At 65.4% G+C, this 17,717-nt stretch carries 16 protein-coding genes; 13 read left to right on the top strand and 3 right to left on the bottom strand.

Going from position 1 to position 17,717, the window contains the following annotated elements; all coding sequences use genetic code 11:
* Positions 1–29: 29 nt before the first annotated feature.
* The 4 genes from atpD to murA are packed head-to-tail and all read left to right on the top strand — an operon-like array spanning position 30 to position 3,533.
* On the top strand, positions 30–1,493 hold the full coding sequence (gene atpD, locus CXR00_RS00420) for a F0F1 ATP synthase subunit beta (protein WP_104052450.1): 1,464 nt from the start codon (positions 30–32) through the stop codon (positions 1,491–1,493).
* 5 nt (positions 1,494–1,498) lie between these two features.
* Positions 1,499–1,792: a F0F1 ATP synthase subunit epsilon gene (locus CXR00_RS00415; RefSeq protein ID WP_104052449.1), complete on the top strand. Its 294-nt coding sequence runs from the start codon at positions 1,499–1,501 to the stop codon at positions 1,790–1,792.
* Positions 1,793–1,801: 9 nt separating this feature from the next.
* Entirely contained in the window at positions 1,802–2,230 is a 429-nt protein-coding gene (locus tag CXR00_RS00410) for a DUF2550 domain-containing protein (RefSeq protein ID WP_104052448.1), read from the top strand.
* A gap of 37 nt (positions 2,231–2,267) precedes the next feature.
* The gene (gene murA, locus CXR00_RS00405; RefSeq protein ID WP_104052447.1) at positions 2,268–3,533 is read left to right on the top strand and encodes a UDP-N-acetylglucosamine 1-carboxyvinyltransferase; all 1,266 of its coding nucleotides are present in this window, start codon (positions 2,268–2,270) and stop codon (positions 3,531–3,533) included.
* Positions 3,534–3,642: 109 nt separating this feature from the next.
* On the opposite strand, the gene CXR00_RS00400 is transcribed toward murA, so the two are convergent.
* Both CXR00_RS00400 and nucS read right to left on the bottom strand, forming a co-directional pair.
* Positions 3,643–3,846 carry a cold-shock protein gene (locus CXR00_RS00400; RefSeq protein ID WP_104052446.1) on the bottom strand — a complete coding sequence of 68 codons (204 nt, stop codon included), beginning with the start codon at positions 3,844–3,846 and terminating at the stop codon, positions 3,643–3,645.
* A 362-nt stretch (positions 3,847–4,208) separates the two neighbouring features.
* Complete coding sequence (gene nucS / locus CXR00_RS00395) at positions 4,209–4,904, bottom strand: endonuclease NucS (RefSeq protein ID WP_104052445.1); 696 nt, start codon at positions 4,902–4,904, stop codon at positions 4,209–4,211.
* Positions 4,905–4,945: 41 nt separating this feature from the next.
* Here nucS and CXR00_RS00390 point away from each other — a divergent pair, with 41 nt between their 5' ends.
* Complete coding sequence (locus CXR00_RS00390) at positions 4,946–5,305, top strand: hypothetical protein (RefSeq protein ID WP_104052444.1); 360 nt, start codon at positions 4,946–4,948, stop codon at positions 5,303–5,305.
* A gap of 45 nt (positions 5,306–5,350) precedes the next feature.
* Here CXR00_RS00390 and CXR00_RS00385 read toward each other — a convergent pair whose 3' ends face one another.
* The gene (locus tag CXR00_RS00385; RefSeq protein WP_104052443.1) at positions 5,351–6,652 is read right to left on the bottom strand and encodes an AI-2E family transporter; all 1,302 of its coding nucleotides are present in this window, start codon (positions 6,650–6,652) and stop codon (positions 5,351–5,353) included.
* Between the two features lie 236 nt (positions 6,653–6,888).
* On the opposite strand from CXR00_RS00385, the gene CXR00_RS00380 reads away from it, so the two are divergent.
* The 8 genes from CXR00_RS00380 (at position 6,889) to CXR00_RS00345 (ending at position 16,960) form a co-directional block, all read left to right on the top strand.
* Complete coding sequence (locus CXR00_RS00380) at positions 6,889–8,694, top strand: hypothetical protein (protein WP_104052442.1); 1,806 nt, start codon at positions 6,889–6,891, stop codon at positions 8,692–8,694.
* A gap of 64 nt (positions 8,695–8,758) precedes the next feature.
* Positions 8,759–9,721 (top strand): tetratricopeptide repeat protein, encoded by a 963-nt coding sequence (locus tag CXR00_RS00375; RefSeq protein ID WP_104052441.1) that lies wholly within the window; start codon positions 8,759–8,761, stop codon positions 9,719–9,721.
* Between the two features lie 10 nt (positions 9,722–9,731).
* Positions 9,732–10,844, top strand: a complete 1,113-nt coding sequence (locus CXR00_RS00370) for an NADH:flavin oxidoreductase/NADH oxidase (protein WP_104052440.1) — start codon at positions 9,732–9,734, stop codon at positions 10,842–10,844.
* Positions 10,845–11,067: 223 nt separating this feature from the next.
* Positions 11,068–11,862, top strand: a complete 795-nt coding sequence (locus CXR00_RS00365) for an ABC transporter ATP-binding protein (RefSeq protein WP_104052439.1) — start codon at positions 11,068–11,070, stop codon at positions 11,860–11,862.
* Positions 11,844–13,415, top strand: coding sequence for a transporter (locus tag CXR00_RS00360; RefSeq protein WP_104052438.1), 1,572 nt, complete (start codon positions 11,844–11,846; stop codon positions 13,413–13,415). Before CXR00_RS00365 ends, CXR00_RS00360 begins: the two co-directional genes overlap by 19 nt.
* A gap of 14 nt (positions 13,416–13,429) precedes the next feature.
* Positions 13,430–13,741 carry a DUF3039 domain-containing protein gene (locus tag CXR00_RS00355; protein ID WP_104052437.1) on the top strand — a complete coding sequence of 104 codons (312 nt, stop codon included), beginning with the start codon at positions 13,430–13,432 and terminating at the stop codon, positions 13,739–13,741.
* A 13-nt stretch (positions 13,742–13,754) separates the two neighbouring features.
* Entirely contained in the window at positions 13,755–15,176 is a 1,422-nt protein-coding gene (locus CXR00_RS00350; RefSeq protein WP_104052436.1) for an MFS transporter, read from the top strand.
* Positions 15,173–16,960, top strand: a complete 1,788-nt coding sequence (locus CXR00_RS00345; protein ID WP_104052435.1) for a DEAD/DEAH box helicase — start codon at positions 15,173–15,175, stop codon at positions 16,958–16,960. The genes CXR00_RS00350 and CXR00_RS00345 overlap by 4 nt, the downstream gene beginning before the upstream one ends.
* Positions 16,961–17,717: the final 757 nt, after the last annotated feature.

Here is a 17,717-nt window from a genome sequence, read left to right as displayed (position 1 = left end):
ACGCCATCTAACTGAGTGAAGTGAGAGAGATGACTGCCCAAACTGTCGAGCACGGATCTGATTCCGTAGCCTCGGGTGCCACCGGCCGTATCGCCCGTGTCATCGGCCCGGTTGTCGACGTCGAATTCCCGGCTGACGCAATCCCCACCATCTACAACGCCCTCACCACCGAGCTGACGCTCAACGGTGAGACCAAGACCATCACGTTCGAAACGTCCCAGCACCTCGGCGACAACCTCGTGCGCGCCATCTCCATGCAGGCCACCGACGGCCTGGTCCGCGGCGCAGCCGTCAAGGACACCGGCGCACCGATCTCCGTCCCCGTAGGCGACGGCGTCAAGGGCCACATCTTCAACGTCCTGGGCAAACCCCTGGATGTCGCTGAAGATCAGCTGGAGATCACCGAGCGCTGGCCCATCCACCGCAAGGCTCCGAACTTCGCGGACCTCGAAGGCTCCACCGAGATGCTGGAAACCGGCATCAAGGTGATCGACCTTCTCACCCCGTACATCAAGGGTGGAAAGATCGGCCTGTTCGGCGGCGCCGGCGTCGGCAAGACCGTGCTGATCCAGGAAATGATCACCCGTGTGGCCCGCAACTTCGGTGGTACCTCGGTATTCGCCGGTGTTGGCGAGCGTACCCGTGAAGGCAACGACCTCTGGGTTGAAATGGAAGAGGCAGGCGTCCTCAAGGACACCGCCCTTGTATTCGGCCAGATGGATGAGCCGCCGGGAACGCGTCTGCGCGTGGCCCTGTCCGGCCTGACCATGGCGGAGTACTTCCGCGATGTGCAGAACCAGGACGTGCTGCTCTTCATCGACAACATCTTCCGCTTCACGCAGGCAGGTTCCGAGGTTTCAACGCTTCTGGGCCGCATGCCGTCCGCTGTGGGCTACCAGCCGAACCTGGCCGACGAGATGGGTCTCCTGCAGGAGCGCATCACGTCCACCAAGGGTCACTCCATCACGTCGATGCAGGCCATTTACGTGCCTGCTGATGACTACACCGACCCGGCTCCGGCCACCACGTTCGCGCACCTGGATGCCACCACGGAACTTTCCCGTGAAATCGCCTCGCGCGGCCTGTACCCGGCCGTGGATCCGCTGACCTCCACGTCGCGCATCCTCGACCCGCAGTACGTGGGCCAGCTGCACTACGACACGGCAGTCCGCGTCAAGCAGATCCTCCAGAAGAACAAGGAACTGCAGGACATCATCGCCATCCTCGGCATCGACGAGCTCGGCGAAGAGGACAAGATTGTTGTGGCACGTGCACGCCGCATCCAGCAGTTCCTGTCGCAGAACACCTACACCGCCAAGCAGTTCACCGGCGTCGAGGGCTCCACGGTCTCCATCAAGGAAACCATTGAGGGCTTCAAGGCCATCTGCGACGGCGACGTGGACCACATCGCCGAGCAGGCCTTCTTCAACGTCGGCAGCATGGACGATGTCATGGCCAACTGGGCGAAGATCCAAGAGCAGACCGGGAAGTAAGCCCTATGGCGAACACTGCTGAACTCGAAGTTGAGATTGTCGCAGCGGACCACTTCGTGTGGTCCGGCGCGGCAAAGATGGTCAAGGCACGCACCAGTGAGGGCGACGTCGGGATTCTTCCCGGCCACACCCCGCTGCTGGCCATTCTGGCCGAGGGCGAAATGGCCATCGAGCCGGTCTCCGGTGCCCGCTTCACGGTGAACGTTGACGGTGGTTTCTTCTCCGTCGACAGCAACCGCGTAGTGATTGTCGCTGACAACGCTCAGATGAACGACGCAGCCAACGCTGGGACTCGCTGACCCTTCCCAATGAGCAGCTCTTATTTGTTCATTGCGCTGGCAGGGCTCCTGTTCCTGCTGGTACTGGCAGTAGTTCTGTTCGGGGTGCGCCGCAGTCAGCTGCGGCGCGCCCTGGGTACTTTTGACGCCTCCATCTGCTTTCCGCCCCGCGGGTGGCAGATGGGGGTTTGTCGTTATACGGACACCCATCTGGAATGGCTGCGCCTTATCTCGCTCAGCCCGCGGCCGCCGCATCGGTTCCTGCGCAGCTCGCTGGAGATAGGAAGCTGGCGGCAGCCCACGGAGGCTGAACGGGCCCGCATCCAGCCGGGCGCCATCATCGTCACCCTGGAATACCAGGGCATGGAATTCCTCGTGGCCATGAAGTATGAGGTTTACACAGGCCTGTCCTCGTGGCTTGAAGCCGGCCCTGTCATTGGCATCGGGACCTGGCGCTAAGGAAATCAGCATCCGTCAACCGCCTTAGTATTGAGGAATGGAAGACGTCATTGTTGTTACCGGACCGGCCACGCTCAACGGAGCGGTCAGCGTCCCCGGAGCTAAAAACAGTGTCCTGAAACTGATGGCGGCAACGCTGTTGGCGCAGGGATGCTCCACGATCACCAACGTTCCCAACATCCAGGATGTCTGGATCATGGCCGAGCTGCTGCGCCGGCTGGGCTGCTCCGTCGATTACGACGTCGAAGCGGCCGCCGTTTCCATCGACGTTCCGGAACTGCCCCTGCACCAGGCGGACTATGACCTGGTGCGCGCCATGCGGGCCTCCATCTCGGTCCTCGGCCCGCTGGTTGCCCGCTGCCGCCAAGCCGAAGTGGCACTGCCCGGCGGTGACGCCATTGGCTCCCGCGGGCTGGACATGCACCGGGCCGGCCTTGAGCTGATGGGAACCACCATCACCATTGACCACGGGTACCTCGTGGCCTCTGTGCCGGACGGCCTGATCGGAGCCCGCCATCTGCTGGACTTTCCGTCCGTGGGGGCTACCGAGAACCTGATGATGGCTGCGACCCTTGCCGCGGGAACCACCGTCATCGACAACGCGGCGCGCGAACCTGAAATCACGGACATTGCACTCATGCTCAACGAAATGGGCGCCCGAATTTCCGGCATCGGCACCAACACCTTGGTGATCGAGGGCGTTGAGCGGCTGGAACCGGTGGTGCACCGGGTGGTGCCGGACCGGATCGTTGCCGGAACGTGGGCCTTCGCAGCGGCTATCACCGGCGGCTGCATCGAAGTGCGCGACGCGGACGCCTCCGCGCTGACCGTGGTGCTGGACAAGCTCTCGCAGGCCGGTTGCACCGTCACGGTGGGGGAGGACAGCTTTACCGTCAAAGGCAACGGACGCCCGGAGCCCATCAACGTCTCCACCCTGCCGTATCCGGGTTTTCCGACCGACCTGCAGCCCTTCGTTGTGGCCATGAATGCCGTTTCCACCGGCTCCGGGATGGTCACGGAGAATGTCTTCGAGGCCCGCTGGGGATTCACCTCGGAGCTCGCGCGGCTGGGTGCGGTCATCCGGCTGGACGGGCATCACGCCCTGATCCAGGGGGTTCCCCGACTGTCCGGGGCACCCGTCGAAGCCAACGACATCCGGGCCGGTGCTGCCCTCGTCATAGCCGGGCTGGCCGCTGAAGGCACCACCGAGGTCCGCGGAGTGGACCACATTGACCGCGGATACGAGAAATTTATGGAGAATCTTCGCGGGCTGGGCGCGCAGGTCATTCGCCGGCGCAGCTGACACCCGAGCAAATCCCTCCGATACGCAGCGGCAGGGATTTCCCCTGGAAACCAAGAAAGTCCCCGGCAGATGCCGGGGACTTTCTGGTTACTAAGTTTTTTGGTGAAGCTTAGAGGGCGGTGACGCCGGTAGCCTGGGGGCCCTTGGCGCCCTGGCCGATTTCAAACTCAACGCGCTGGTTCTCATCGAGAGTCTTGAAGCCACCGGTCTGAATTTCAGAGTAGTGAACAAAGACGTCGCCGTCTGCATCATCGGGAGTGATGAAGCCGAAGCCCTTTTCAGCGTTAAACCATTTGACGGTACCCTGTGCCATTTTTGTTTCTCCTCATAAGTGGAACTTCAGACCGCCACACCCCGCGGCGGCCTCATTGTTACTGAAACGGGAAGGCTCAAGATCCTTGCCATTTCAGCAGTTCCTTGAGGAGCTTCACGCTCGCAACGGTCTTGCGAGCATGAATAACACCTACACAAAGACTGGTTATAGGATTACACACACCCAAAGGCTGGTCAACGAATTCGGGCAAAATATTTACGAGTATTTTCGAGAGTGTTTTGCCCGCACTTCTTAGCGCGGTTGATCCGGCCCGTATGAACTTCCGGCGGCGTTATGTCTTGGGGATAACCGGGCTGATTTCAGGTGCAATGTCCGGTCTGCGGGACCCGGTCTCCGCCAAGCTAAAAGAGGCGCGATTCCGAATCGTCCACACCGCGCATGGCGTCATAGTCCAGGGTGAGGCACTCGATACCGCGGTCGTTTGCGAGCACCCGTGCCTGCGGCTTGATCTGCTGCGCGGCGAACACGCCCTTGACCGGAGCCAGAAGCGGATCCCGGTTGAGCAGCTCAAGGTAGCGCGTGAGCTGTTCAACGCCGTCGATGTCCCCGCGGCGCTTGAGTTCCACGGCAACCGTGGTGCCGGAGGCGTCCCGGGCCAGGATGTCCACCGGTCCGATGGCTGTCATGTACTCCCGGCGGATCAGCGTGAAGCCCTCGCCCAGCTTGGTGATCTGCTCGGCCAGCAGCCGCTGCAGGTCAGCCTCCACACCGTCCTTGATGAGGCCCGGATCCACGCCGAGGTCATGGGATGTCTCGGAGAAGCGTTCATAGATGCTGATGACGAGTTTGTCGTCTGTCTTGGCACTTTGGACGTTCCACGTTTCGATGACGCCTGTTTCGGCGTCGTCATCCGAGGGAGCGGTGACCCGGAGGGTGGCCGGAGGGCTCATCCAGTTCAGGGGTTTGTAGGAGCCGCCGTCGGAGTGGATCAGGACGGAACCGTCGGCTTTCACCATCAGCAGACGGACGGCGAGCGGAAGATGGGCACGGAGGCGGCCGATGTAGTCAACAGAGCAGCGGGCTATTACTAAACGCACAGTTGCACTTTACCGGCTCTGCTTGAGGCAAAATAACTTATATGCCCCGTTCCAACCGTCCCCGCCGCCCGCCCGGCGCAGCCAACGCCAACTTGGGCCGCAGTGCCCGGAGCAAATGGGCAACGCCTGCCGCGGAGCTGGACCTGGAACGCACCCGCGCCGGAATACCGCATCGGGAAAGCGCGCCCGACGGTGAATGGTCAGTGCGGCAAATCACGGCCCGCAATGCGGCAAAAGAGTACAAATGCCCCGGGTGCGGCATCACCATTCCGCCCGGAATCCCGCACCTCGTGGTGTGGCAGGAGGACTCGCTTCTGGGCCGTGAAACCGCCGTCGCGGACCGCCGGCACTGGCATGAGCGCTGCTGGCGCACGCGCAGAACCGGCGGCCGGCGGCGCTGAGCGGCTGCCGCCGCCGGGCACCGCTGAGCGTCCCGTAGCCAGCTGCTAGCGCTGGTCCTGGCGGGAAATAAAGACTTCCTTGAGCAGCAGCAGCACGGCTGCTGCGGTGGGAATGGCAATCAGGGCGCCCAGGACGCCCAGCAGGGTTCCGCCGGCGATGACGGCGATGACGGCCACGGCTCCGGGCACTGCGACGGCACGCTGCATGATGCGCGGGGATACGAAGTACGCCTCGAACTGCAGGTACGCCACGTAGAACAGTGCAAAGACCACGGCGGTCTGCCAGCTGACGGTAAGGGCTACGAGGGATACCAGCACCAGCGCGATGGGCGGGCCCACCAGCGGAATAAAGGCCAGCAGTGCCACCACAAAGGCGAGCAGAACCGAGAACGGCACCCCGGTGATGCTCATGACAATGAAGGCATAGGTGGCGTCCAGCAGGGCGACCAGCCCTTGGCCGATCACGTAGTTGCCCACACTGCCGCTGATTTCCTCGGAGAGGGCTTCGACGCGGCGGCGCCGGCTCTTGGGCGCCAGACGGTACGCCCACAACTTCATGGACGGCAGGGAGGAGAGGAAGTACAGGGTCAGCACCAGGATAATCAGCGCACCGAAAAGGCCGTTGGCAATAACCGTGCCCACCGAAAGCACGCCACCGAAGACCCCGCCCAGCGCGTCCGCGTTGCTGAAGAACTTATTGACCTCTTCTTCGATCCTCTCCCGCACATGGAACTGTTCTTCAATGTTTACGAAGAAATCCGATTCCAGAAAGGTGTCCACATAGCCGGGGGCATTGTTGATGATCTCCGTGGTCTGCCGCACGATGGTGGGAATCAGGGTCGCGAAGAAGCCCATAATGATTCCGGCCAGGCCCAGGACAGTGATGGCAATTCCGGCCGGCCGGGGTATCCTCCGGGCCGCCAGCCAGCGCACTATGGGGTCCAGTCCCAGCGCTATGAAGAGTGCGGCTCCGATCCATACCAGGAGTTCACCGACGTTGGTCAGGATGAAATAGCAGAGAAGGGCAATTCCCACGCCCACGGAAAACATGAAGCCGAAATGGATGGGATGGCTGCTCATGCGGGTGGGGGAATCATCGCCGCTGCTGCCGGCCTCGACGGGTTGCTCGGGACCGGCCGGCGCTGTTCCCTCCGCCGCAGTCTCCGGCGGAAACTCGAACCGGCGCCGCGGACGGGCTCCGGGAATACCGCGGGGCGCCGCGTGCCGGATCCGTTCGGAGGCGGCGGACAGAAAACCGGGGCGCTTGCCTGACGGAGAATTCGTGCCCCCGGCCTGTCCGGAAATAGGACGGGATCCGTCAGCCGGCAGGTCCTGGTTCTCGGCCATTGTGCAGGTCTCCTAGATTTAGCGAACGCCCCGGTACGAAGCGCCACATTATCAGTCCCGGAGCCCCGGCGGCGGGGTGCGCGCACGCTGCGGCGGGCTTCGAATGTGTCCTGCCAGAGGATTTCGTTACCATTGGGTTATAAACCCGGCTACCGCCCTGACATTCAAGAGGCTCCACGTCCCGTTCGCCTGCCTATACGTGAGGCACTTGCACCGAGACTGAAGATAGGTAAGTTGTGCGAAACAAATTTGCAGTTCCGCTGATCGTCATCGGAGTGCTGCTGATGCTCATCGGCATCGGGCAGCGCACCGTCTGGGCCCCGCCCAGCACCGTTACGGCGGCAGCACCGTCCCAAGACCAGGAAGCGCCGCTGACCGTCATCAGTTCGGACGTCCTCACCCAGCACTCCGACGGGGTGGATGTGACCGTCTCTGCGGACGGGCCGTTCCTGATGGCCGTAGGCCGGGCCGACGACGTCGACGCCTGGGTGGGGGACGCCTCCGTGCTGCGCATCGGTGCCGACGGCGAGTCGCTCACCTCCGAGGTAACGGACGGCACGGACACTGTTCCCAACCCTGCCGGATCCGACCTGTGGGTCTCCGAACAGGAAATTGAGGATGAGCTGACCTTCGGCTGGGAGCCGCCCGCCGCCGGGGACTGGCAGATCCTGCTGGCCACGGACGGGACCGCAGCTGCCCCTTCGGCTGTCTCGGTTACTTTCGCCAACGATGATTCCACTCCGTTTGCCGTCCCCCTGATCGTCCTGGGCGCCCTTGTCGCCGTTCTGGGCCTGGCGCTGACCTTCATGACCGGCCGGGGCAACAGCGGCCGCCGCTCCGGCGGGAACGGACCTTCCTCTTCGGAACCGGCCAAGCAGGCCGCACCGTCGGGCGCCCATCCGGCAACCGGCGGCACCGGGGACCCCGCCGTAGTACCCGCCAAGGATTCCAAAGGGGGACCTGCGGGCAGTACGCAGGCCTTCGGTATCCTTCCCGCCCTCAGGCGCCGCGGTCCTGCGGCGGCTCTGGGCACCGTCATTGCCGCCGGCCTGAGCTTTGGCGCACCGGCTGCGGCACTGGCAGCGCTTCCGCTCACTGCCAGCCCCACAGCTGAGTCCGCGAGCCCCGCAGCAGAATCCGGCAGCGAAGCCACGCCGCCCGTGGTGCTGGATTCCCAGCTGGAACGGATCCTCTCCGAAGTTGCCTCCACCGTGACCGAAGCCGATGCGGCAAAGGATGCAAAGCTGCTCGCCACCCGCGCCGCCGGAAGCGCCGCAAGCCTGCGCGAGGCCAATTACGCCACCGCAGCTAAGGTGCCGGAAACTGACGCACCGGAGCCGGTTGTCGCGGAACCGCTGATGACGGACCTGATCATGGGCGGAACTGAGTTCCCGCGCAGCATCGTGGCGGTCACCCAGGGTCCGGACAACGAAGTTCCGCAGGCGCTGCTCCTTGTGCAGGAATCGGCCCGCCAGAACTACAAGCTGGTTTCGGCCATCAAGATGCTGCCCGGCACCACCTTTCCCAAGCGTCCTGCCAACGGCACCGGAGTAAATCCGGCTCCGGCAGGCTCAGCTGACGGCCTGGACATTGCCCCGCAGGCCGCCGTCGACGGCCTGGCGGACGCCCTGACCAACCCCGAAGGCGCAAACAAGGACACGTTTGCAGCCAACACCTTCGCCGAGGCCGTCACCAAGTTCCAGAAGACCGTCCTGTCCAGCCCGGATAACGAGTTTGCCGACATTACGTTCAAGCACACATCCGTGCCGGCCGACACCCGGGCGCTGAGGACCGCGGACGGTGGCGCCATCGTCTTCGGGTACATGGACAGCAGCTATGCGAGCGTTCCGCGGGAAGTGGGTGACTCGATCAATCTGGAGGGCACCGTCTACGAGAAGCTGACAGGCGAAACGAGCACGGAGGCCGGAATCGATGTGAAGTACGGCGAGGGCGTCATGCTGTATGTTCCGCCAGCCGGCAGCACGGACCAGATTCAGGTCATTGGCGCCGTCCAGGAACTGCTGTCCGCCACCCTCAAGTAGCCCTACCCTCTGTCAGGGGTAACCGGGGTGCCGGTGACCCGAGTCCGCGTAATAAGGTGAAGCCATGAGCACTCCGAACCACCGCCCCGCACCGGCCCCTTCCTCGATGAATCTGCGGGGAGCCGTTGACCTGTCCGCGCTGAAAGCCAAGGCGGCTGCGCCGCCGGCACCCGCCGGTGCTTCGGGCGAACAGGCAGCCGCTGCGGGCGGCGCCAGCCCCTACATCGTGGAGGTGACCGAGCAGTCCTTCCCCCAGGTGGTTCAGCTCTCCGCGCAGGTGCCGGTGATTATTGACCTCTACTCGGCCCGCAGCCCGGAGTCGCAGCAGGTCAGCGCGGTGCTGCAGAACATCGTGGCGGAGCAGGACGGAAAGCTGCTGCTGGCACGGGTTGACGTGGATCAGCATCCCCAGATTGCCCAGGCATTCCAGGCCGTGGCAGTGCCCACGGTCGCTGCGGTCCTCAAGGGCCAGCCGGTACCGCTCTTTGACCGTGCAGTGCCCGAGGAACAGATCCGCGCCCTCGTTGCCGAGCTGCTCCAGGTCGCCGCGGCCAACGGTGTCACCGGATCCCTGAATGAGGACGGAGGCGCTGAAGCTGCCGAGGATGCACCCCTGCCGCCGCTGCACCAGGAAGCCTACGACGCCATTGTTGAAGGAGACTACGACGGCGCTGCCGCGGCCTACCGCAAAGCGCTGGCCGAGCAGCCAGCCGACGCCGAAGCCAAGGCCGGGCTCGCCCAGGTGGAGCTGATGGCCCGGCTCAAGGGGGTTGACGCGGAGAAGCTTCGCACCGATGCCGCGGAGAACCCCAACGACGTCGACGCCCAGCTGGCGGTCGCTGACCTGGATGTCTCCGGCGGCCACGTTGAAGATGCCTTCACCCGTGTGGTGCGCCTGATCTCCCGGGTCTTCGGCGAAGACCGTGAGCGGGCCAGGCTGCGGCTGCTGGATTTGTTCGAAGTGGTGGGCACCACCGACCCGCGGGTGACCAAGGCGCGCTCCGCCCTGGCCCGGGCACTCTTCTAGGCCCGCCGGCATGACCGATGCGGCAGCACACCAGTTCCACGGCCTGTTTGATCCACTGACCCTCCGGGGCCTTGAGCTGGCACACCGCGGCTGGGTTGCCGCCATGTGCCAGTACTCCGCCGACGAGGTCAACGCCCCCGGAGTGCCGAATGACTGGCATCTGATGCATCTGGGCTCCTTTGCCGCCGGGGGAGCGGCTCTGATTGTCACCGAAGCCACAGCGGTCAGTCCCGAGGGCCGGATCAGCCCCCAGGACACCGGAATCTATAACCGGGAACAGGTTGACGCCTGGCGCCGGATCATCGGCTTTGTGCACAAATACGGGGCCGTGGACACCAAGATCGGCGTGCAGCTGGCCCACGCGGGGCGCAAAGCGTCCACCTACGCTCCCTTCGCTGAGGGCAGCGGCACTGTTCCGGAGGCCGACGGCGGGTGGCTCACCGTTGGTCCCACCGCCGAGCCGTTTGGCCGCTATGCCGCACCGGAGGCCTTGGACGAGGCAGGCATCCGCAAGGTCATTGATGACTTCGCCGTCGCTGCCAAACGGTCCGTTGAGGCGGGCTTCGACACCATTGAAATCCATGCCGCCCACGGGTACCTGCTGCACCAGTTCCTGACGCCGCTGGTCAATACCCGCACCGACGGCTGGGGCGGATCGGAGGAGGGTCGCAACCGGCTCACCTTGGAGGTCATCGACGCCGTCCGCGCGGTCATCCCCGAATCCATGCCGCTGCTGCTGCGCATATCTGCCACGGACTGGACCGCCGGCGGTGTGGACGAGCACACCTCAGCCCGGCTGGCCGCCCAGGCCCGTGACCGGGGCGTGGACTTTGTGGACGTTTCCACCGGCGGGGCAGTTCCGGGGGCTTCCATACCGGTGGCGCCGGGATACCAAACCGGGTTTGCGGAGTACGTGCGGAAGCATGCAGGCGTGCCCACGGGCGCCGTCGGCCTGATCCGCACGGCGGCGGAAGCCGAGCAGACGCTGCGCGAGGGGCGTGCCGACGCGGTCCTTATTGCGCGGGCAGCGCTCAGCGACCCGCACTGGTGGCTGCATGCTGCCGACACGCTGGACGCCAAGCTGCCGTGGGCCCCGCAGTATGAACGGGCCCGCCAGCCGTAGCCTGCAAGCCCTTGGGCTCGCTTGGCCGGAGGTCCAATCCGATCCGCGTGGCTAGAAAAGGCGCCTTTCCCGGTTCGGTTGCCCCGGCGATGCGGCTTCGTTTCGTCCCCTACTCCGGAAGGCGGGTTTCGCCGCCCGGACTCGGCGCGATTCTGGTCCTTGCGGCTGATCCGTGGACGGGAGCCCGGGGGTAGGTTGGTGGCATGACGAAAGTGGTGCTCACATGACCGACTCCCTGCCCCTGGAAACCTCGGCCGTTCCTGCTGCCCCCGCCCTGGCAATTCGGGGACTGGCGAAGCGCTTCGGCGAGAAAATTGCCGTCAACGGGATCAGCCTCGACGTCCCGGCGGGTTCCTTTTTCGGACTGGTCGGCCCCAACGGTGCGGGCAAGACCACCCTGCTGTCCATGGCAACCGGATTGCTGCGGCCCGAGCATGGCCAGGTGTGGGTGCACGGCACGGATGTCTGGGCGGAGCCGCTGAAGGCCAAGCGCCTGATGGGAGTGCTCCCGGACGGTGTACGGCTGTTTGACCGGCTCACCGGCGAACAGCTGGTGACGTATGCCGGCCTGCTGCGTGGCATGGACCGCGCGACCGTGGCCGAACGGGTGCAGGACCTGCTCGAAGCCATGGACCTCGCCAATGACGCCGGCACCCTCGTTGTTGACTACTCCGCCGGAATGACCAAGAAGATCGCGCTGGCATCGGCGCTGATCCACGCGCCGCGGCTGCTGGTGCTGGATGAGCCATTCGAAGCGGTGGATCCCATCTCCGCCGCCAATATCCGAGACATTCTCGCCGGCTATGTTGCCAACGGAGGCACCGTCATCGTCTCCAGCCACGTGATGGACCTGGTCCAGCGTATGTGTGACCACGTGGCTGTGGTTTCCGGCGGCAACCTCCTGGCGGCCGGAACCGTGGACGAGGTCCGCGGCGGCGAATCTCTGGAAGACCGGTTCGTGCAGCTCGTCGGCGGACGCACCCACTCGGAGGGACTGCCGTGGTTGCGCACCTCGTAAGGCTTAAGCTGACCCTGCTGCGCAACTCCCTGCGCCGCAGCCCCTGGCAGATCGTGGGGATTGTCTTCGGGGCGCTGTACGGTCTGTCAGTCCTGGTGCTGCTCTTGACCGGGCTGTTCTTTCTGAGCACCACCGACCCCGAGCTGGCCCGGACAGTGACAGTGCTGGCAGGTTCCGCTGCCGTGCTGGGCTGGGCCCTGATCCCGATCCTTGCCACCGGTGTGGACGTGACCCTGGACCCGGCGCGCTTCGTCACGTTTGCCGTGCCCCTTCCGAAGTTGCTAACCGGCCTGGCACTGGGTGGTCTCATCGGGATTCCCGGCGTGGTCACCGTCCTAGCCGCACTCGCCTCGGCGGCAGTGTGGTGGCGTTCTCCGGCCGCAGTGGCGGCCGGTCTCCTGACCGCGCTCATCGCGGTTTTCACCTGTGTCATTGCTGCCCGGGTCACCGTGGCGGCGAGTACCTCGCTGGCTTCCTCCCGCCGGTTCAAAGACATCACCGGTCTTCTGCTCATCATTCCCCTGATGCTGCTGGGACCGATTATTGGCGGGATCAGCTCGGGTGTCAGCGGTGCAGGGGAGTACCTTCCTTCCCTGGCAGGCACACTGTCCTGGACCCCGCTGGGAGCTGCTTGGGCCGTCCCCAGCGACGTTGCCCTGGGCCAGTGGGGAACCGCGGCCGCCAAGCTGGCCATCGCCGTCGTCTTTTTAGCCCTGCTGGTCTGGGCCTGGAAAGTCCTCCTCGTCCGGGCGCTGGTCACGCCTCCGTACAACGCCGGAACCCGGCGTAAGGGCGGCAAGCTGGGCTTCTTCGGACTGTTTCCGGGGACCCCCACCGGTGCAGTGGCGGCCCGGGCCCTGACCTACTGGATCAGGGACCCGCGCTACGGCGCCTCCCTGCTCATCATTCCGCTGCTGGTGGTGGTGCTGCTGTTCGTGAACAACACCGGCGGCACTCCTGTGGTGCCGCTGCTCATCGGCCCGCTGGTGGCTTTCCTCCTGGCCTTCGCGATCTCAGCCGACGTGGCGTATGACAACACCGCCTTTGCGCTGCACATCAGCACCGGGGTTACCGGCGCAGCTGACCGCGCCGGCCGCGCCCTTGCCTGTGCCGCCTTCGGCGTGCCGACGGTGCTGCTGGCCACCGTGCTGCCCTGCGTGCTGCTGGGGCAAACGGACCTGCTGCCGGTGCTGCTGGGTGTTTCGCTGGGGGTGCTGCTCAGCGGTCTGGGCCTGTCCAGCGTGGTGTCCGCCCGTTACACCTACAACGTGCCGCTGCCGGGAGAGAACGCGTTCAAGACGCCGCCCGGTTCCGGCGGGCGCACCGTCCTTGTCCAGGGATTGGGCATGCTGGCTCAGCTGGTGATCGTGCTGCCGGTGCTGGCATTGGCCGTGGCCGCCCTCGTGACGGGCAGTGCACTGCTCGGCTGGCTCACGCTGGCCGCCGGCGTGGTGCTCGGAGTCGGGCTGCTGCTGGCCGGGATCCGGATCGGCGGCCGCTGGATGGACCGCCGCGCCCCGGAGCTGCTGGCCGCGGTATCCGTGAACAAATGACCCCTGGTACTAAGATGGGAGCCATGAGTCTTCCTCCCGATCCTTTCGAAAACGACCCTGCCCGCCGCCTCGACGACGGCGGCGGTTCCACCGCCGTTATCGAGCGCGAAGAACAGCGCGAGTACACCGAACCCGGCGACAGTGAGCGGTTTGCCCACTATGTCCGCAAGGAAAAAATCATGGAATCCGCGCTCTCGGGAGAACCCGTGATCGCGCTGTGCGGCAAGGTATGGACCCCGGGCCGCGACCCGAAAAAGTTCCCCGTGTGCCCCACCTGCAAGGAAATCTATGATGGGCTGAGCGCGCCCAAGGACGGCAAGAAATAATTCCGGTGCGTCCATGAGCGGTTCGGCTCCGCAGCGCCGGCCCGCCGGCGCAATGTCCGCAGAGTACCGGGCCCTCACCCTGGGCATTCTGGCGATCATCACCTGTTCCGCCTTCGAAGCGATGGCGGTGACGACGGCGATGCCCGTGGTGGCAGCGGAACTCTCGGCGGGTGCCGGCTACGGGCTGGCATTTTCGATGTTCCTCACCGCCTCGCTGCTGGGCACCGTGGTGGCCGGCAGCAGGTGTGACCGCGAGGGGCCGCTTCCCTCGCTTGCCGCGGGCATGCTTTTGATGACCGCCGGGCTGGTGCTCTCAGCCCTGGCCGGGGAATTCTGGATTGTCACCGCCGGACGGGCGGTGTCCGGGCTCGGCGGGGGAGCCATGATCGTGGCGGTCTACGTGATCATCGGCGAGATCTATCCGTCGGCACTTCAACCGGTGATTTTTGGCTGGCTGGCGGCGGCCTGGATCCTGCCTTCCATGGTGGGTCCGCTGGCCGCGGGCCTGCTGGCGCAATACGTGAGCTGGCGGTGGGTCTTTGCCGCTGTGATTCCCATTGTGCTGGTTGCCGGACTGATGGTCTGGCCGCGGATCCGCAGCCTGGGTCCGCCCGCCAGCCCCGCAATGGACGCAGCAGCAGGCCGCCGCCGCGCGCTCTGGGGCACGGTGCTGGCCGCTGCCGTGTTCCTCGCGCAGTGGGCGGGCAGCGCGGCCGCAGTGCCGTCGTCGGCCGCCGTACTGCTGTGGGCCGCAGCTGCCGCGGGAGCAGGAGCGGCCGGCGTCGCGCTGGGCCGTCTGCTGCCGCCGGGCACCCTGCGCCTGTCCCGCGGGCTGCCCAGCGTGGTCGCCACGCGCGGCCTGCTTAGTGCCGGATTCGTGGCAGCGGAGGCCTTCCTGCCGTTGATGGTGCTGGCCACGCACGGTGTGGACCCCGCCACTGCCGGACTGGCCCTGACCGCAGGAGCGGTAGGCTGGGCTGTGGGTTCTTTCCTGCAGGCACGTGCCGGCGGGCGGCGTCACCGGCTTTTGGTGATCGGCGCAACCATGCTGGCCGCGGCCGTGGGAGGAATCGGGCTGCTTGCCTCGCCGTCGGTGCCCTTCTGGGTGATCGTGGCGGTGTGGTCCTTCGCGGGAGCAGCCATGGGCCTGGCCCTGTCCAGCACTTCCGTGATGGTGCTGGCTCTGTCCACTTCCGCGGACCGGGGACGCAATTCCGCGTCCCTGCAGATTTCCGACCAGCTCGGAGCCGTTGCGGGAACCACAGTGGCGGGAATTCTCTTCGCCCTCCTGCAGGACCCCGCCGCTTCCGGACAAGCCGGCGTTTTCCGCGTCATGTGGCTTGTCCTGGCCATTTTTGCGTGCCTGGGGATTGTCTCCGGTGCCCGCAGTGCAATTGTTACCCCGAACACAGGAAAGGTGCCGTTCACAGCGTGAGCCCAGATACCCTCTTCGGCGGACCGGCCCTGCCGCCCGCCTACCCGGAGCGAGCCGCGTGGGGCACCGCCCCGAAGCTTCGCCAATGGCAGGCAGAAGCCCTGGAGAAGTTTTTTGCCTCCGACGCCGATGATTTCCTCGCCGTCGCCACCCCCGGTGCAGGCAAGACCACCTTCGCCCTGCGCGTGGCCACCGAGCTGGTGGACCGCGGGATCGTCAAGCGGATCACCGTCGTCGCGCCCACCGACCACCTCAAGCGCCAGTGGGCCGACGCCGCCGCGAAGGTGGGCCTGGCCCTGGACCCCAACTTCAAGAATGCTGACGGCCGCCACGGTGACGGCTTCATCGGCGTGGCAGTGACCTACGCCCAGGTGGCCTCCAAGCCCATGCTGCACCGTGCCAAGACCGAAGCGGCCCGCACCCTGGTGATCCTGGACGAGATTCACCACGGCGGCGACGCCCTGTCCTGGGGTGACGGAATCCGCGAGGCCTTTGAACCGGCCGTCAAGCGCCTGTCCCTGACCGGTACGCCGTTCCGCTCCGACACCGCGGCCATTCCCTTTGTCGAGTACGAAAAGGACCGCGACGGGATCCGCCGCTCCAAGGCGGACTACACCTACGGCTACGGGCAGGCGCTGAAGGACCACGTGGTGCGTCCGGTGATGTTCATGGCCTACTCCGGCACCATGCGCTGGCGGACCAGCGCCGGTGATGAAATGGCCGCTTCCCTCGGCGAAGCCGCCGTTACCAAGGACATCACCGCCCAGGCCTGGCGCACGGCGCTGAACCCCACGGGTGAATGGATCCCTGCGGTGCTGGCCGCCGCTGACCGCAGGCTTTCCGAGGTGCGCCGGGCAGTGCCCGACGCCGGCGGGCTGGTGATCGCAACGGACCACGACGACGCGCGTGCCTATGCGGGCCAGCTGAAGAAGATCACGGGGGAGTCTCCCACGGTCATCCTTTCCGATGACGCCAAGGCCTCGGACAAGATTGACGAGTTCTCCGCTGGAGAACAGCGCTGGATGGTGGCTGTGCGCATGGTGTCCGAAGGCGTGGACGTTCCGCGCCTGGCGGTGGGCGTCTACGCCACCTCCACGGCAACCCCGCTGTTCTTTGCCCAGGCCGTGGGCCGGTTTGTGCGTGCCCGCAAGCGCGGCGAGACGGCGTCGGTGTTCCTGCCCTCCGTGCCTAACCTGATGGCCCTGGCCAACCAGCTGGAACTGGAGCGCGACCACGCCCTGGACCGCCCGGAGAACCACCTTGAAGAGGAAGGGTTCGCGCTGGAAGACAGCCTCATGGAGGCCGCCAACCGCGAAGAAAAGGCTTCGGACTCCCTCACCAAACAGAAGTTCGAGGCACTGGAATCCCAGGCGTCCTTTGACCGCGTACTGTTCGACGGCGGCGAATTCGGCACCGGCGGAGAGCTGGGCAGCGAAGAGGAACAGGACTTCCTGGGCATCCCCGGTCTGCTGGACGCAGACCAGGTGGGAATGCTGCTGCGCCAGCGCCAGCATGAGCAGCTGTCCCGCCGCGGCCGGAAGGCTGCTGCAGCACCCGAGCCCGAACCGGCTCCCGCGGTCATGGACCACCGGCAGCTCACCGAACTGCGCGGCCAGCTGGCCAAGAACGTCTCCGCCTGGTCTGCCCGTTCCGGTATGCCGCACGGCGTGGTGCACAGCGAGCTGCGCCGCATCTGCGGCGGACCGCCCGTGGCGCAGGCCAATGAGGAGCAGCTCAACCAGCGGCTGAAGAAGCTGCAGGACTGGTTCATCGGGCGCAAATAGCTGAAACGGACCAGAACAACGACGGCGGGTGCCGGTTCCTTCGGGAGTCGGCACCCGCCGTTGTTGTGTGCCGGCGCCGGTGCCGTGCGGGCTGATCCGGGTCCACGGTCAGCGTCCGTAGAACAGATAACGGGCTTGCGGGGGCCCGGCCCGCGTCCGTAGAGCAGATAACGGGCTCATGGGGGACGTTTAGGCCCGTTATCTGTACTAGAGAGGTCTCAACCCGGAGCATCAGGGCAGACGGCGAGTCCAAAGCACCGGTCGAGCGACTTTGGGCCCTGATCCGCACCAAGGACCCCTGGCTACCATCGACTGTGCAGCTCTGGCGGTTCCAAGCGGCTGAGATCACCGTTTGTGCGTACCGGAGCCTTTGCGCCGGATCCTTGGTGCAGATAACGGGCCTAAACGGTGCCCGCGGGATTCCTTCGTGCAGATAATGGGCGCAAACATGCGAATTTGGCCGTTATGGGCCCGGGATCTGTACGAGAGATTTCGGCAAGCCCCGTGATCTGCACGAAGGATCCGTACGGAGGATCTGGTGTGCAGCTTGGCGGGTCGGAAGGGCCAGCCCCGCGGCGTGTGTGCAGCTCCGGCGGGTTCCATCGCGCTGAAGCCGCCATAGGTGCACACAGGAACGGGTCTCTAGGGGGGGCGAGATCGCCATACGTGCACACTCAGGACGCAGCAGAGGTGCCGGAGCAACATGCTCCGGCACCTCTGCTGCTGTTTGCCGACCGGCAGGGGTCAGCCTTGCCAG

The organism is Arthrobacter sp. 9E16, from assembly GCF_002929435.1.
Taxonomy (GTDB): Bacteria; Actinomycetota; Actinomycetes; order Actinomycetales; family Micrococcaceae; genus Arthrobacter_B; species Arthrobacter_B sunyaminii.
The sequence above is the reverse complement of the archived record's forward strand: the minus strand, read 5'-3'. Positions and strand labels throughout refer to the sequence as shown.

Coding starts and splice junctions, on each gene's coding strand:
- atpD (WP_104052450.1), top strand. CDS start 30: ATGACTGCCCAAACTGTCGAGCACGGATCTGATTCCGTAGCCTCGGGT.
- CXR00_RS00415 (WP_104052449.1), top strand. CDS start 1,499: ATGGCGAACACTGCTGAACTCGAAGTTGAGATTGTCGCAGCGGACCAC.
- CXR00_RS00410 (WP_104052448.1), top strand. CDS start 1,802: ATGAGCAGCTCTTATTTGTTCATTGCGCTGGCAGGGCTCCTGTTCCTG.
- murA (WP_104052447.1), top strand. CDS start 2,268: ATGGAAGACGTCATTGTTGTTACCGGACCGGCCACGCTCAACGGAGCG.
- CXR00_RS00400 (WP_104052446.1), bottom strand. CDS start 3,846: ATGGCACAGGGTACCGTCAAATGGTTTAACGCTGAAAAGGGCTTCGGC.
- CXR00_RS00390 (WP_104052444.1), top strand. CDS start 4,946: ATGCCCCGTTCCAACCGTCCCCGCCGCCCGCCCGGCGCAGCCAACGCC.
- CXR00_RS00385 (WP_104052443.1), bottom strand. CDS start 6,652: ATGGCCGAGAACCAGGACCTGCCGGCTGACGGATCCCGTCCTATTTCC.
- CXR00_RS00375 (WP_104052441.1), top strand. CDS start 8,759: ATGAGCACTCCGAACCACCGCCCCGCACCGGCCCCTTCCTCGATGAAT.
- CXR00_RS00370 (WP_104052440.1), top strand. CDS start 9,732: ATGACCGATGCGGCAGCACACCAGTTCCACGGCCTGTTTGATCCACTG.
- CXR00_RS00365 (WP_104052439.1), top strand. CDS start 11,068: ATGACCGACTCCCTGCCCCTGGAAACCTCGGCCGTTCCTGCTGCCCCC.
- CXR00_RS00355 (WP_104052437.1), top strand. CDS start 13,430: ATGGGAGCCATGAGTCTTCCTCCCGATCCTTTCGAAAACGACCCTGCC.
- CXR00_RS00350 (WP_104052436.1), top strand. CDS start 13,755: ATGAGCGGTTCGGCTCCGCAGCGCCGGCCCGCCGGCGCAATGTCCGCA.